The sequence below is a fragment of the Agrobacterium sp. MS2 genome (genome assembly GCF_003261015.1).
GTDB lineage: Bacteria > Pseudomonadota > Alphaproteobacteria > Rhizobiales > Rhizobiaceae > Agrobacterium > Agrobacterium pusense.
The window spans coordinates 459,879-474,420 of the sequence record NZ_QLNF01000084.1 but is presented as its reverse complement, the minus strand read 5'-3'; the positions used below and the strand labels follow the sequence as shown (position 1 = coordinate 474,420).

General features: G+C 59.1%; 11 protein-coding genes. 4 read left to right on the top strand and 7 right to left on the bottom strand.

All coding sequences use genetic code 11. The features are described 5' to 3' along the window. Nucleotides 1-340 precede the first annotated feature (340 nt). Together DOU54_RS22480 and DOU54_RS22475 are read left to right on the top strand one after the other, a co-directional pair. Nucleotides 341-5,845, top strand: coding sequence for a glutamate synthase-related protein (locus DOU54_RS22480; RefSeq protein ID WP_113380837.1), 5,505 nt, complete (start codon nucleotides 341-343; stop codon nucleotides 5,843-5,845). Beyond that, the gene (locus DOU54_RS22475; protein WP_113380838.1) at nucleotides 5,842-7,611 is read left to right on the top strand and encodes a diflavin oxidoreductase; all 1,770 of its coding nucleotides are present in this window, start codon (nucleotides 5,842-5,844) and stop codon (nucleotides 7,609-7,611) included. Before DOU54_RS22480 ends, DOU54_RS22475 begins: the two co-directional genes overlap by 4 nt. 36 nt (nucleotides 7,612-7,647) lie before the next feature. On the opposite strand, the gene DOU54_RS22470 is transcribed toward DOU54_RS22475, so the two are convergent. From DOU54_RS22470 to fabA, 5 genes are all read right to left on the bottom strand, one after another. Beyond that, nucleotides 7,648-8,241 (bottom strand): TadE/TadG family type IV pilus assembly protein, encoded by a 594-nt coding sequence (locus tag DOU54_RS22470; RefSeq protein WP_037089524.1) that lies wholly within the window; start codon nucleotides 8,239-8,241, stop codon nucleotides 7,648-7,650. Next, complete coding sequence (locus DOU54_RS22465) at nucleotides 8,238-8,834, bottom strand: TadE/TadG family type IV pilus assembly protein (protein WP_004439213.1); 597 nt, start codon at nucleotides 8,832-8,834, stop codon at nucleotides 8,238-8,240. Before DOU54_RS22465 ends, DOU54_RS22470 begins: the two co-directional genes overlap by 4 nt. Nucleotides 8,835-9,020: 186 nt before the next feature. Then, nucleotides 9,021-9,827: an enoyl-ACP reductase FabI gene (gene fabI, locus DOU54_RS22460; protein ID WP_022555382.1), complete on the bottom strand. Its 807-nt coding sequence runs from the start codon at nucleotides 9,825-9,827 to the stop codon at nucleotides 9,021-9,023. A 6-nt stretch (nucleotides 9,828-9,833) separates the two neighbouring features. Beyond that, on the bottom strand, nucleotides 9,834-11,057 hold the full coding sequence (gene fabB / locus DOU54_RS22455; RefSeq protein ID WP_006699799.1) for a beta-ketoacyl-ACP synthase I: 1,224 nt from the start codon (nucleotides 11,055-11,057) through the stop codon (nucleotides 9,834-9,836). 75 nt (nucleotides 11,058-11,132) lie between these two features. Beyond that, complete coding sequence (gene fabA / locus DOU54_RS22450) at nucleotides 11,133-11,648, bottom strand: 3-hydroxyacyl-[acyl-carrier-protein] dehydratase FabA (RefSeq protein ID WP_003507274.1); 516 nt, start codon at nucleotides 11,646-11,648, stop codon at nucleotides 11,133-11,135. A gap of 316 nt (nucleotides 11,649-11,964) precedes the next feature. Between fabA and irrA the strand changes: the two genes are divergently transcribed. Next, the gene (irrA, locus tag DOU54_RS22440; protein ID WP_003493135.1) at nucleotides 11,965-12,384 is read left to right on the top strand and encodes an iron response transcriptional regulator IrrA; all 420 of its coding nucleotides are present in this window, start codon (nucleotides 11,965-11,967) and stop codon (nucleotides 12,382-12,384) included. A 75-nt stretch (nucleotides 12,385-12,459) separates the two neighbouring features. Here the strand turns inward: irrA and DOU54_RS22435 are convergent, their stop codons facing one another. Beyond that, on the bottom strand, nucleotides 12,460-13,098 hold the full coding sequence (locus DOU54_RS22435; protein WP_004439220.1) for a trimeric intracellular cation channel family protein: 639 nt from the start codon (nucleotides 13,096-13,098) through the stop codon (nucleotides 12,460-12,462). Nucleotides 13,099-13,175: 77 nt separating this feature from the next. On the opposite strand from DOU54_RS22435, the gene DOU54_RS22430 reads away from it, so the two are divergent. Then, nucleotides 13,176-13,694, top strand: coding sequence for a hypothetical protein (locus DOU54_RS22430; RefSeq protein ID WP_006699798.1), 519 nt, complete (start codon nucleotides 13,176-13,178; stop codon nucleotides 13,692-13,694). A 12-nt stretch (nucleotides 13,695-13,706) separates the two neighbouring features. Here DOU54_RS22430 and DOU54_RS22425 read toward each other — a convergent pair whose 3' ends face one another. Next, complete coding sequence (locus tag DOU54_RS22425; protein WP_112766038.1) at nucleotides 13,707-14,417, bottom strand: YoaK family protein; 711 nt, start codon at nucleotides 14,415-14,417, stop codon at nucleotides 13,707-13,709. Nucleotides 14,418-14,542 lie beyond the last annotated feature (125 nt).

Below are 14,542 nucleotides of genomic sequence, written 5' to 3'. Positions count from 1 at the left end.
TTGTTTTTTTATTGCGCCGGATCGATTTTAATCTTGACTTTCCTAATCATGAAATATTACGTAAGCAATACTGACGTAATTCGGCGTATTTTTTTGCGCTTGAAAATCGAACATCAGGGAACGCGATGCGAACGAACACGATCATTATTTGCGAAAATGCGGCGATTGCCGCCCAGCCGTTTGACGGCCGCAAAACGACCGTTCGCGCCATCAAACGCCGATAAGCAGAAGAAGAGGAGCAGCCAGGTCGCCTGCGGCTCCGCCCGCAGAGCGCCGGCTGACGCGCCGGATTCGGGAAAAAGGCGATGCCGCGCGAATTGCGCAATGAGAGGAGAGAGCCTTGAGCGTGACGGAGCAAAAATTCGGCCTTTACGATGCCGCCTTTGAAAAAAGCAGCTGTGGCGTTGGTTTCATCACCCGCAAGGACGGTGTGCAAACTCACGATGTGTTGAAGCGCGGCCACGAGGCGCTCTGCGCCGTCCCGCATCGCGGTGGCATGTCGGCAGAAGGTGTCGGCGATGGTGCCGGGGTGTCGCTGGATTTGTCGCTCTCCTTCTTTCGGAAATTGACTGGCGAACACGGTTTGCAGACCGGCCAGTTCGGCGTCGGCAATTTTTTCCTGCCGCAGAACTCCGCGTTCCATGATGAGGCGGTTGGCATTATCGGCAGCGCGCTGCAGGAGCAGGGATTTTCGGTCCTCACCGTCCGTGATGTACCGGTAAATGACGCGGCCATCCGTGCTGCCGCCATCCCTTACCAGTTGCCGATCCGCCAATGGGTTTTCTCTGCTCCGGCCGAATGCGCAACTCTGGCGGAATTCGACTGGCGTATCCACAAGGCACTGATTGCCATTGAGGCGCTTGCTTATACCGTGCCTGATCTCGCCGGCTTTTATCCGCTCTCGCTCAGCGCCCGCACGCAGGTCCTGAAGGGCCGCCTGAACTCCCATGAGGTGATGCCCTATTTCTGCGACCTGACGGATCCGCGCCATGAAGTGCATACGATGTATTTCCACACGCGGTTCTCCACCAATACCGATCCGCACCCATCCATGGCGCAGCCTTTCCGCCTGATGGCGCATAATGGCGAACTCAACACCGACAAGAAGAACCGCCTGTCGGAAGCGGCAGTCGCCTTGGCGAAGAATGCCAGCATCGTCAGGCCGAAAGGCCAGTCCGATAGCTGCCGTCTGGACCAGACCTTGCAGGCGCGGGTTATGGAGGACGGTCTTGACCTCGTTACCGCTGTGGTCTCGATGATGCCGCCAGCCTGGGAAAACGACGACACCCTGTCGCCGGACGTGAGGGCGATGCTGGAATATTTCTCTCTCTATGAGGAGAAAAATGACGGTCCGGCCGCGCTGATCTTCGGCGACGGCACTATCGTTGGCGCGCGCCTCGATCGGCTTGGCCTGCGCCCGCTACGCACCGTCGAGACGGACGAATATCTCTGCGTCATGTCGGAGGCCGGGCAGATCGCCTTTCCGGCGGAGAGCGTTATCCGGCGCGGCCGCATCGAGGCGGGCGGCATGCTTTATTACGACCACGCCGCGCGCCGCGCCTTTTCCACCGTAGAGGCGCTGGAGCTTCTCGCCGCGCGCCGTGACTATTCATCCCTGCTGCGCGAAGCCCGTGTCATGCTGGAGGATCTGCCGGAAGTGCCAGCGGAAAAGCAGGGCTCACCGCTGCGTTATAATGGTGATCTCGAACGTCATCAGCGTTACGTCGCCTATTCGCACAATCAGGAGAGTTTTAAATTCCTGATGGACCCGATGCTGGCTTCCGGTTCCGAAAAAATTTCGGCGATGGGATACGGCAATGCCATCAACGCGCTTTCCGATCAGGAAGGTGGGGTCGCCAAGTATTTTTCGCAGCGTTTCGCGCAGGTCACCAATCCGCCGCTAGACAGTATTCGCGAAGCTGATGGCATGACGCTACGGGTGGCCCTGGGTGCCAAGCCGAACAGCGGCGCTAAGAAGGCCCGCCAGATCGTCGTGCGCTCGCCAATCCTTAGCCACCTGGACATGCTGCGCATCCGCGAGCAAACCGAGACGCCGGTGTGCCGTTTCGAAATGCTCTATGCGCCCGTCTTCGATCAAGGGGAGGCCAATGAAGCGGCATTGAGAGAGGCGATAGACGGACTGTGCGCCGCGGTCGCCGCTTTTGCCGCTGGCGAAGGTGGCATTGCCGTGATCACTGACCGGCATGTTTCCGCACGTCGTGCCGCTTTGCCGATGATCATGGTCGTTTCCGCCATCAATCAGCGACTGATCGAGGAAGGCCTCAGGCTGCGTGTGTCGCTGATCGTCGAAAGCGGACAATTCTCCTCCTCCCATCACATTGCAGCCGGTCTCGGCTTTGGCGCTTCGGCGGTCTATCCGCTCGCCGTGCAGTTCCGCGCCGAGGAGAAATTCGGCAGCGAAGCCGACAAGGCCTTCAAGCGCTTCGCCAAGGCGGCGGAAAAATCGCTGATGAAGACCATGGGCAAGGTGGGCCTGTGTACGGCGGAAAGCTATATCGGGGGCGAGTTCTTCGAGCCGAACTTCCTCGATACGGAAGATGACGTGCTGAAGCGTTATTTCCCGAATGTGAAAACGCCGGTCGGCGGCGTGAGCTTCGCCGTCATCGCCCAGGCCGTGGCAGACTGGCACCGCAAGGCGCTGTCTGTAAAGGGAGAAAGCGACATTCCGCTGCTCGGTCTTTTCAAGGAGCGTGCCGAAGGGGCCGGCCATTCCTATGGCACGACGGCCGTCCGCGGTTTCGTGGATATGACGGAGGAAAAGATCGGCTTCGACAAGGGAACCGAAAACGAAGAGGCGTTACGTCTCCTGCCGCTCAACCGCTTGGAAGATGCCTTCGGTCTAGACGACGCGGCCTATTATCACACCAGTTTTGACCGGTTGACCCCGGAGGCGATCGATGCCTTCGAGGTAACGCCCGGCTACCGCGCATTTGCCCGTATGATGGCGGAAGAAAGAGCACGTCGCCCCGCCGCCCTGCGCGATGTCCTGGAATTGCCGGCGGATGTGACGTTCGCCGGTTCGGCGGAAGAGTTTCGCCGTGAAATGGGTCGGTTTTCCCGCAAGGGCAATAACAGCTTCATGGTACGGGGCTTGCTCTGCGAAGGCGCAGAGGAAGGCGCCTTCCGGCTGCAATTGACCGGCCCACACGGCCATGAGCTTGCCAGGCTCGCAGCACTTGGCCAATCGCTGATCGATCGCTTCGGCGAGGACATAGTCGGACATTGGCTTGAAGGGGGCGCTCTTCTGGTTCAGGCGAGGGGCGAGGCTTCCGATTACCTCTCGCTTGTTCGCACCGCGCCGGCGAGCATTTCGCTCAATGCCGTGCAAAATGCCAGCGAGATCACCATGACCCTCGCCTCTGGTGCAATGAGCCATGGCGCGCTTGTCGCGGCCGCCCATGAGGCTGTGGCGCACGGCACCAACATGGTTGGCGGCATGTCAAATTCCGGTGAGGGCGGCGAGCATATATCGCGATACGGCACCATTCGCGCCTCGCGCATCAAGCAGTTCGCATCGGGCCGCTTCGGTGTCTGGGCCGGCTATCTTGCCGATCCGATGCTGGAAGAGATCGAGATCAAGATCGGCCAGGGCGCAAAGCCCGGCGAAGGCGGACAATTGCCGTCTCCAAAGGTCACGGTGGAAATCGCCGCCGCGCGTGGCGGTACGCCGGGCGTCGAGCTTGTCTCGCCGCCGCCGCATCATGATACCTATTCCATCGAGGATCTGGCCCAACTCATCCACGATGCCAAGGCAGCGCGCGTGCGGGTCATCGTCAAGCTGGTCTCGTCAGAAGGCATCGGCACGATCGCGGTCGGTGTCGCCAAGGCGGGAGCGGATGTCATCAACGTCGCTGGCAATACCGGCGGCACGGGGGCGGCGGCCGTCACCAGCCTCAAATATACTGGGCGCGCCGCAGAAATCGGCGTTGCGGAGGTGCATCAGGCGCTCTGCGCCACCGGCCTGCGCGCCAAGGTGCTGTTGCGTTGCTCCGGCGCACACCAGACGGCGAGCGATGTCGTGAAATCGGCTCTTCTCGGCGGGGATAGTTTCGAATTCGGCACCACGGCGCTGATGATGCTGAAATGCGTAATGGCGAAGAACTGCAACATCAAATGCCCGGCCGGTCTCACCACCAATCAAGAGGCGTTTAACGGCGACCCGCGGGCGCTGGCGCAATATCTCATGAACATCGCCCATGAAACGCGCGAGATCCTGGCCGCACTCGGGCTGCGTTCGCTGCGGGAAGCGCGGGGCCGCTCAGATCTTCTTCACCTACTCGATCATCCCGCAAGCGTTGGCCAGCTTGACCTCCGGGCAATGCTAACCGTGGTCGAGGAAGTGAAGATCGATAGCCCGGTCTATATGGAAAAGGACTTCGCGCTGGACGATGCCTTCATCGAACTCGTGCGCTCGGCACTGGTCGACGGTGGGCGCGAGAGCATCGAGCTTGGCGGCAACCGTTTCCTTAACAATTGCAACAAGAGCGTCGGCGGCCAGCTCGCCGTCGATATCGAACGTATGCTGAACCATGAGCTTTCCGGCGAAGAGGCGGATGCGCTGCCGGCCGTCAGACGGGACAGCCGTGGCCGTCGATTTCTGGAAGCGGGTTCGGTGCGCATCGATACATCAGGTTCGGCTGGACAATCCTTTGGCGCTTTCTGCAACGACGGCATGATCATGGTCCATACCGGTACCTGCAATGACGGCGTCGGCAAAAGCGCCTGCGGTGGCACCATCGTCGTGCGTTCTCCCGGCGGCGGTTCGCAGGAGGCGGGCGGGAATGTGCTGGTCGGTAATTTCGCACTGTTCGGCGCAACCGGCGGCCGCACCTTTGTGGAAGGGCAGGCAGGCGACCGTTTTGCGGTGCGCAACTCCGGCGCGACCGCCGTTGTGGAGGGCGTGGGGGATTTTGCCTGCGAATACATGACCAACGGTGCGGTGCTTAACCTCGGCAGTTTTGGCAAGGGCTTCGGCAACGGTATGAGTGGCGGTTTCGTCTATCAATACGACCCCTATGGCGACCTGCCGAAGAAAGTCAGCCACGATTCGATCCTGCTTGGCTCCATCACGGGCGAGGACGAGCAGGCGGCGATCCATCGTCACGCCGTTCACCAGCTTCTGAACTGGCACGCGGTGGAGACTGGCTCAGCGAAGGCCGCATGGCTGCTGGAAAACTGGGAGAGCGAACAGCACAATTTCGTTTACGGCATGCCACGCGCGCTGCTGCTTTATCAGGACAGTGACGAAATTCTCAAGGCCAAGCCGCGCAAGGAATTGCTGGAGGAACTGGCTTCCGCACTTGCTGTCCATCAGCTGCGGAAGTTCAAGCTGGCCTATCGAGATCGCAAGTCCGTATTGAACGGCACCGTGCCGGCCTATGGCGAAACGGATACGGAAGACATGTACGCACTGATCAACAATTACACTGTGTTGAGCATGGCGCAGGCCATCGCCTTGCAGCGATTGCCGATGGCATCGGGTCCTTCCGACGCCGCCATCGAAAAAGCGGTGCGCAATCTCATTCTTACGGAAGATTATGCCCTGATGCAGCGTCTGCTGAAATATGCGCGCGAGGCTCTTTCCGACCATAGCGACGGACAGCTTGCGGTGATGATCGCCGCCAAGCGACTTGATGACTACAAGCAGGCACTGGCGCGCCGCAACATCTGGTCGGTGGACAGTCCAGGCACCTATGGCTGGATCATTCAGCAGAGCCGCAAAAACATCGAGAAGATCGGTCGTCTGCCGGGCTTCGAAGAGCTTTTCGCGGCCCGCGCCATTCCTGACCTAACCGCCGCATCCAGCCAGAACAGGGCAGCATGATGAAGATACCCTACATTCCCGAAGACGCGCCCTTTAACGGCGACCAGCGCGCCTGGCTTGCAGGTTTTTTAGCCGGGCTCCACTCCCGCGCGGCCATTGGCCTGGAGGCATCTGTCGCCGCTGCCGCTCCCGAGACGGCGGCGAGCGTGCTGAACATCCTCTTCGGCACACAGACCGGCAATGCCGAGGCGCTGGCGATGGATATCGCCGCCGCCGCCCGCACGCAGGGTATGCAGCCGGCGGTGATGGCGCTTGACGACGTGTCCATGGAACGCCTCGGTTCGATGAAACGGGTCATTGTCGTGACCTCGACCTATGGCGAGGGTGAAATGCCCGATAATGCGCAGCTATTCTGGGAAGCGCTTGCCGCTGATGGTGCGCCACGACTGGAGGCGATGAATTTCGCCGTGCTGGCGCTGGGTGATACGGGGTATGACGGATTTTGCCAGGCCGGCAAACTCATCGATACGCGCTTTGAGCAGCTCGGCGGCAAACGTATGAAAACGCGGATTGATTGCGATATCGACTTCGAGGACGCTGCCGCCGCCTGGATCGATGAGACCCTGCCCATTGCACTTGCGCTCGATGGCGACCAGGCGGCGACTGTCGTGATGCCTCGTCCGGCCCAACTCCCCAGGCGGGTGACACAGGAATGGAACCGGAAGAATCCCTATCTGGCGCGGCTAAGCGTCAATCACCGTCTTTCCGGTCCGGCTTCATCGAAGGAAATCAGGCATTACGAATTCGATCTCGGGGAAAGCGGCCTCAGCTATGAGGCGGGTGATGCCCTTGGTGTCGTTCCCGTCAACTGCCCGAAACTGGCTGGTGCGTTGCTCGACCATTTCGAGGCGGAAGCCGATAGCGAAGTGGCCGGGCTGGATCGTTCGGTGGGAGACGCATTTCTCCGCATGTTCGAAATCTCGACGCCCTCGCGTGAACTGGTCGCCGAAATCGACAAGCGCGCGGGTCATGACGAACTGGCGCATGTTCTTGCGAACGGCGACAGGGAGCAGCTGGCCGCCTTTCTCTGGAGCAAGGATATTCTCGACCTGCTCAATCTTGGCGGCAGGCGTCTTTTCGATCTTGCTGAATTCGTGACTTTCCTGAAACCGCTGCAGCATCGGGCCTACTCCATATCCTCCAGCCCCCTTGCCGCGGGAAACAGCGTGCATCTGACGATCGCCAGCGTGCGTTATCGCGCTCACGACCGCGAGCGCGGCGGCGTGTGCTCCACCTATCTGGCAGATCGGGTGGAGGCAGGGGGGACGGCCGGGCTTTTCGTTTCGCCCAACAAGGCGTTCCGTGTGCCGCAGAACGACGATGCGCCGGTTATCATGGTGGGTCCGGGCACGGGAATAGCGCCGTTCCGGGCCTTCCTGCAGGAACGGCTGGCGCGGGGCGCCACCGGCCGGAACTGGCTGTTTTTTGGTGACCAGCACCGGCAGTCGGATTTCATTTACGAGAGTGAGCTGGGTGAAATGAGCCGTGCGGGCGTGCTGACGCGTCTCGATCTCGCCTTTTCGCGCGATCAGGCGGAAAAGATCTACGTGCAGACGCGCATGCGGCAGAATGGCAAGGCGCTTTATCAGTGGCTCGAAGAGGGGGGCTATTTTTACGTCTGCGGTGACGCGACCCGCATGGCGAAGGACGTAGACGATGCCCTGCACCGGATCATCATTGACGAGGCCGGCCTCTCTGCGGAAGCAGCAAGCGAATATGTCAGCCAGCTGAAGCGCGAAAAGCGCTATCTTCGCGATGTCTACTAGTCGTCAGCGCGAGGGGATCCGGATGCAACGGTGCATTCAGCAATTGCTGCAGACTGTCTCCGCATCGCGCTGCTTGAAGAAATAATCGCGGCCGATGGTGATCGACTTGACGCCAGAGGAGGAGATGTCGGTCATGAACATCAACAGTTCATGCGGGACAGAAAGTTCGACATGGATGAGGAAGCTGTCAGCAATCAGCAGGCGGGTCGGCACCACCACCGCAGAGCCGACCGCATAGGGCCGCTGGTTCTTCTCATCCCAGGACCAGGTGATTTTCGCCTGTTTCTGAGCATCGATCTTGATACCGCTGATTTTCAGGCGGAGACCCTTCGTGCTATAGGGCGCGAAGACTGCGGATGCTACATCCCCCATGCCTGCAAGATAGGTCTTGTCTACAGAACCCGTTTTCGAAATCAGGTCGTTGATCGTCGCGGCGGCGCTGCTTGCCCGCTTGTAGGTATTGTAGCCGATGGTGAGTTCGAAGGACGTCACATAAAGTGCGAGCAATATCGGGAAAATGATCGCGAATTCCACCGCGCCAACACCGCGGCGATCTCTTGCGAAGCGTGAAGCAAGCGCAATGAAACGCAGCCTGCCTTGCGTCACGGCGGCAATCAGACCTGCCATCAGGAGCCCCCGCTTGTCGTGTATTTTTCGTTCATGAAAGCGTCGGTCGCGACGATCAGGAAGTGAGAAGGCATCGATCCATCGGCCGGGCGAATTTTTGTAAGATAGGGGCGAATGATATCGGCGGTCACGCGCCAGCGATAATAGACACGCAGCATGTTGATCGTTTCCGGCCCACCCGGCTTGAAGCCGAATTGCGCCGTATCAAGATCGTAATATTCTCCGAAGGCCTTCAAAGGTATGGCGGTGGGGATATCCTTGAAGGTGGTGAAAGAGCGAAGATCGATATAGAGCTTCTGTTCCGTTTTGATCTCATCCGCCGAGCAGGTGATTATCACCGAGACTTCGTTGCAGAAGTTCTTTCGGAAATCTTCTTTCGAAATCGAACTGCTGATCTGCCCCGTCCTCAGCCGCCGGGCCATGCTTTCGGTGGCATTGACGACCACCTGCTCCGCGATCATGGCGATGAAGGTTTCGATGATTGCGAAAACAACCAGGAAATAAGGGATGGCGAGGATCGCGAATTCGATGGCTGCGGTCCCGTCGCGCGAAACTCCGAATTTTTCCAGCAATGGCTTCAGTTTGGCCAGTCGCATGAGGCAGTGTCGATCTCTAAGCATATGCGGCAAGCGCAACCGTTGAATTGTTGCGGACCATAATCAACCGATGTTTAAAATCAGTTACCTCGGTGATTTATACTTTAGTGATTTATGAAAATGACACAGACGCCAAATGAAAAAAGCCCGGCACGGTGCCGGGCTTTAATAAACGAGGGACGGTGATTATTCCGCGTCCGCTTTGGACAGAACCTCGAGCGTGGGTGTCGAGGTGATATTATAGCCGCAGTCTACGTAATGGCACTCGCCCGTCACGCCGCGCGAGAGGTTGGACAGAAGGTAGAGCGCAGACCCGCCGATATCGTCGATATCCGCCGTCCGTCTCAGCGGCGCGTTCTTCTGGTTCCATGCGTAAATGGCGCGCGCGTCGGAAATGCCCGCACCTGCGAGCGTGCGGACCGGACCGGCCGAGATGGCGTTGACGCGGATATCGCGCGGGCCGAAATCTGCAGCGAGATAACGCACGGAAGCCTCGAGCGCCGCCTTGGCAACGCCCATGACGTTATAGTTCGGAATGACGCGCTGCGAACCGTTATAAGTCAGTGTCAGCATGGAGCCGCCATTCGTCATCAGCTCGGCGGCGCGCTTGGCGATTTCCGTGAAGGAGAAACAGGAAATGACCATGGTGCGGCTGAAATTCTCGCGCGTCGTATCCGCGTAAAGGCCCTTCAGCTCGTTCTTGTCGGAGAAGCCGATGGCATGCACGACAAAATCCAGCGCGCCCCATTTTTCGCGAATCGTCTGAAACAGCGCGTCCACAGAAGCGATATCTTCGACATCGCAAGGCACGATGAAGTCGGAGCCAAGTTCCGCGGCGAGCGGTTTGACACGCTTGCCGAGCGCTTCACCCTGATAGGTGAAGGCCAGTTCCGCGCCCTGTGCCGCAAGTGCCTTGGAGATACCCCAGGCGATGGAGTGATTGTTAGCGACGCCCATGATGAGGCCGCGTTTACCCTGCATGATGCCGTTCATGGGCAATTATCCGTTATGACGCTGGAAGACGAGCGTGGCGTTGGTACCGCCGAAGCCGAAGGAATTGGATAGGATGGTGTCGATCTTGGCATTGTCGATGCGGCTGCGAACGATCGGAACGCCCGCAAATTCCGGATCGAGTTCGGAAATATGCGCGCTCTCGCCGATGAAACGTTCCTGCATCATCAAGAGGCCGTAGATCGATTCCTGTACACCAGCCGCGCCAAGCGAATGGCCAGTCAGCGACTTGGTCGACTGGATGTGCGGGATCTTATCGCCGAAGACTTCGCGGATCGCGCCGATTTCCTTGCTGTCGCCAACCGGCGTCGAGGTGCCGTGGGTATTGATGTAGTCAATGTCGCCCTTGACGGTGGAAAGAGCCTGCCGCATGCAGCGGATTGCGCCTTCGCCTGAGGGGGCAACCATGTCGTAACCGTCAGAGGTCGCGCCATAACCGACGATTTCGGCATAAATCTTGGCACCGCGTGCCTTTGCGTGTTCCAGCTCTTCGAGAACCAGAACGCCCGCACCGCCGGCGATGACGAAGCCGTCGCGGTTGACGTCATAGGCGCGCGAGGCGACGTCCGGGGTCTCGTTGAATTTGGACGACATGGCGCCCATGGCGTCGAAAAGGTTCGACATCGACCAGTCGAGGTCCTCGTGGCCGCCAGCGAACATCACGTCCTGCTTGCCCCACTGGATCATCTCGGCGGCGTTGCCGATGCAGTGCGCCGAGGTGGAGCAGGCCGAAGAGATGGAGTAGTTGACGCCGTGGATCTTGAACCAGGTCGCGAGCGTGGCCGAAGCGGTGGAGGACATCGCCTTCGGCACGGCAAACGGACCGATGCGCTTCGGGCTGTTGTTCTTCAGCGTAATATCGGCAGCTTCGACGATGGTGCGGGTGGAAGGACCCCCCGAGCCCATGATGATGCCGGTGCGCTCATTGCCGCTGATATCGCTCTCTTCCAGACCGGAATCGGCGATTGCCTGCTTCATGGCAACATGGTTCCACGCGCCGCCCTGCGACAGGAAGCGCATGGCGCGGCGGTCGACCAGATCGGTGGGGTCGAGAGAAGGCTTGCCCCAGACCTGGCACTTGAAACCGTGTTCGGCAAAATCCGGCGAAAAAGAAATGCCGGATTTGGCATTGCGCAGCGACGCGGTGACTTCAGCGGCATCACCGCCGATGGAAGAAACAATACCGAGGCCGGTGACAACAACTCGTCTCATGAAAGGGACCTTTTCTTAAGATTTCGGCTGGACAACCGAAGCCGCCCGGCGTTTGTCTGAACTATTCCGTCTGCCTCAGGCAGCCTTTTCCTTGGACAGGCCGACCCGCAGGTCTGTCGCCTGATAAATGGTTTCGCCGTCCGCCTTCAGCCAGCCGTCCGCAGTTCCAAGCACCAGACGGCCACGCATCACGCGCTTGAAATCAATACCATATTGAAGGAGCTTGGTGTGAGGGCGCACCATGCCCTTGAACTTCACTTCGCCAGTGGAAAGCGCCATGCCGCGGCCTTCTTCGCCCAGCCAGCCGAGGAAGAAGCCGGTCAGCTGCCACATGCCATCAAGGCCGAGGCACCCCGGCATGATCGGGTTGCCCTGGAAATGGCAGGGAAAATACCAGTCATCGGGGCTGACATCATATTCGGCACGGATGAAACCCTTGTCGAACGCGCCGCCGGTTTCTGAAATTTCGGTGATGCGGTGAACCATGAGCATGGGGGGCAATGGGAGCTGTGCATTTCCCGGGCCGAACAATTCGCCGCGACCGCAGGACAGGATCTCCTCGTAATTGTAACTTGATTGCCTCGTTGCCATACCGCTTTCACTTCCCCAATTACTGGTGTTGATCGACTTCACTAGAGCAAGTTAGGTTCAAAATGAAGCGCTGCAAGGGCAGAGGCGGTTCCGCCCCCATTCTTTGTCTTCGAACCTTCTTTGCAGAAGTCATTACCTCAATATGCCGTCCGCATACAGGAACCATCCGGCCGGAACCAGAGGAAATTTGCAGGAATGGCCGGTTTGCGGCCATTTGCGACACTCGGCGGCGCTGAAACTATTGAAAGCATTCCCTGCAAAAGATATATGCTATTGCAATTGACGGGTGGCATACCTCTGTTTGGAATGGGATTGCATGGCATTTGACGCCACATTGGATATCGGAACGAGGCTGCGGCGCTCTGGGCTGAGGCCCACGCGCCAGCGCGTGGCTTTGGGCGATCTTCTCTTCGCGAAAGGTGACCGCCACCTCACCGTCGAGGAACTGCATGATGAGGCTGTGACAGCTGGCGTGCCCGTTTCTCTCGCCACGGTCTACAACACGCTGCATCAGTTCACCGAGGCCGGTCTCATCCGGGTTCTCGCCGTGGAAGGTGCCCGTACCTATTTTGACACCAACGTGTCGGACCACCATCACTTCTTCGTGGAAGGCGAGAACGAGGTTCTCGATATACCTGTCAACAATCTCCAGATCGGCAATCTGCCGGAAGCGCCTGAGGGCATGGAAATCGCCCATGTGGATGTGGTGATCCGCCTCCGCCGCAAGCGCGGCTGAAGTTCTTCGGTTCGACAATGGATGTGCAAATGGCGCCCGCGGGCGCCATTTCTGTTTTCAGCGTCGTTCCATGGGTCACTTCATGACATCTTCCGGGCGTCTGCCGGGCTTGCCTTTATAGGGCGGGAAAGTCCAGCCGAAGATCAGCGCGCCGGACCGGATCCCAAAGGCCATCAGCACGCCCGCTGCCGAAGCGGCGTAAAGCGGCGCGCCGAAGAAATAGACGACAATGAAGGTGGAAGAGCCCAGAAGCGCGCAGGTGATGTAGATTTCCGGCCGCAAGAGCACGGACGGCTCACCGGCGAGAATATCGCGCAAAACCCCACCAAATGTTGCCGTCAGAACGCCGGTGACAATGGCGACAGTTGCCGAACCGCTTGCTGCGAGGCCCTTGGCCGCTCCCATGACGCAATAAGCAGAAAGGCCGAGCGCATCGAGCCAGATCAATACCCGGTAACGGGATTCGAACAGATGTGCCGTGAAGAACAGCAGCACCGCCACCGAGACGCAGACGAGAATATAGGTGGGGTTGATGACCCAGAACACGGGCGTTCTGCCGAGCACGAGATCACGCACCGTGCCACCGCCGATACCGGTGGCCGCCGCAAAAAACAGGAAGCCGATCAGGTCGAGCTGCTTGCGCGAAGCGGCAAGCGCACCGGTTGCGGCAAAGACGGCCACGCCGGCATAGTCGAGAAAACCCAGAAGTGTCATGAAAAGGTTCCCCCCGGAACACGGGCGGCGAACACGTCAGTGTCGCGCAAGCACTAAACTCTAGGCTGGCCGCCCGGATGATCGCAACATCCATAACCCAAACGGATGCAAAGGAAAATGCCGTGCGAATCGCTCTCGTTGCCGCTCTTCAGGCGCTGGTTCTCTTGATGTTCCCGGTGGCGCTCTCGGCGCAGCAGCAGCTGGTGAGCGATCCGGAGATTTACGAGAAGGATCATTTCCGCAACGAGTGCAAGGTGGCAGCATTCGGCGACGATTTCGTCACACGGCTGGATATCAACAATGACGGGTTGATGGATGCCGTCGTCAATCACGGGGTTCTGGATTGCGATGGCGAAAAAGGCCGCGCCTGTGATGACGAGGGATGCCCCTATAATTTTTACGTGCAGGTGAAAGAAGGCGGCTACCTGATGATCGCGACGGCCCGCATCTACGGTTATGACTTCATCAAGCGGTTCGGCAACATGGTCTTCGTGCTGAAGATGCATCCGCGTTATTGCGAGCGTACTGATAAGGAGCCCTGCCTGATGACAGTGCGGGTGCGCGGGACAAAATTCGTCACGATCTCGCGAAAGTGAGCGCAACGGTTGCTACGGCGTAATCCGCCGGATTTTCACCCTCTGATTATAGCGCTGTCGGAGTGAGCGCGGAATGATGAGTGTGGCGATGGCGACAACGAAGACAGCGACCGCCACGACCCAGAGAGCATCCGACTGCATCTTGGCCCCGAGAACGGCACCGCATATCGCACCGCTCAGCATGCCCAGCCACGGCACGATCTGGATGCCCCAATCAAAGCTCCGGTCACCGAGAAGAAAGCGGCCGATGCCTCGGCCGAAACGGGAAAGGGCACCCGTCACATAGGTAAGGCCGATCGGCAGTCCCTCGATATGCTCGACGGCCGCGTTGACCATGCCCATGGCGAAGACCACGAGGTAAAATTGCACGAGGCCCGAGCTCTCGCCACGAAGCAGTGCCGAAATGGCCACAAGCGATCCGACCGCCATGAGGACTGCAAATATACGCCGCTCGAACTTGTGGGCCACCACGATCCCGCCCGCGTTGCCCGCCACAAAGGCAATGATCGCGACAAGGAGTTTCACGGCGTGGGAATAGATGCCCGCTTCCGCTGAAACCGCGGCGCGCGTGGTATTGCCGGTCATGAAGGATACGAAGTCGCCGGAAATATGCAGTCCAACCGCATCCGTCATGCCCGCGATGAAGGAAATGGCGGCAACCAGCGCGATACCCGTGCCGGTCCTTCTGGCCTTGATGATATTACGACGTCTCTGTCTGGTCATGGAGAGCTCGATACGGGAAATCGTTGGGCCTGCTCGCCGGCCGCGTTCTCTATGTCTAGAATGGCTGGCCGTGCATTTGCAATCACTTCAGGGATGTGCGTGCGCTTTCTGTTTTGTCTAGACAA

Bases quoted from the DNA above. Each gene is read 5' to 3' on its own strand.
- DOU54_RS22475 (WP_113380838.1), top strand. From the start codon at position 5,842: ATGATGAAGATACCCTACATTCCCGAAGACGCGCCCTTTAACGGCGAC.
- DOU54_RS22425 (WP_112766038.1), bottom strand. From the start codon at position 14,417: ATGACCAGACAGAGACGTCGTAATATCATCAAGGCCAGAAGGACCGGC.
- DOU54_RS22430 (WP_006699798.1), top strand. From the start codon at position 13,176: ATGATCGCAACATCCATAACCCAAACGGATGCAAAGGAAAATGCCGTG.
- fabI (WP_022555382.1), bottom strand. From the start codon at position 9,827: ATGAACGGCATCATGCAGGGTAAACGCGGCCTCATCATGGGCGTCGCT.
- fabA (WP_003507274.1), bottom strand. From the start codon at position 11,648: ATGGCAACGAGGCAATCAAGTTACAATTACGAGGAGATCCTGTCCTGC.
- irrA (WP_003493135.1), top strand. From the start codon at position 11,965: ATGGCATTTGACGCCACATTGGATATCGGAACGAGGCTGCGGCGCTCT.
- DOU54_RS22465 (WP_004439213.1), bottom strand. From the start codon at position 8,834: ATGCGACTGGCCAAACTGAAGCCATTGCTGGAAAAATTCGGAGTTTCG.
- DOU54_RS22435 (WP_004439220.1), bottom strand. From the start codon at position 13,098: ATGACACTTCTGGGTTTTCTCGACTATGCCGGCGTGGCCGTCTTTGCC.
- fabB (WP_006699799.1), bottom strand. From the start codon at position 11,057: ATGAGACGAGTTGTTGTCACCGGCCTCGGTATTGTTTCTTCCATCGGC.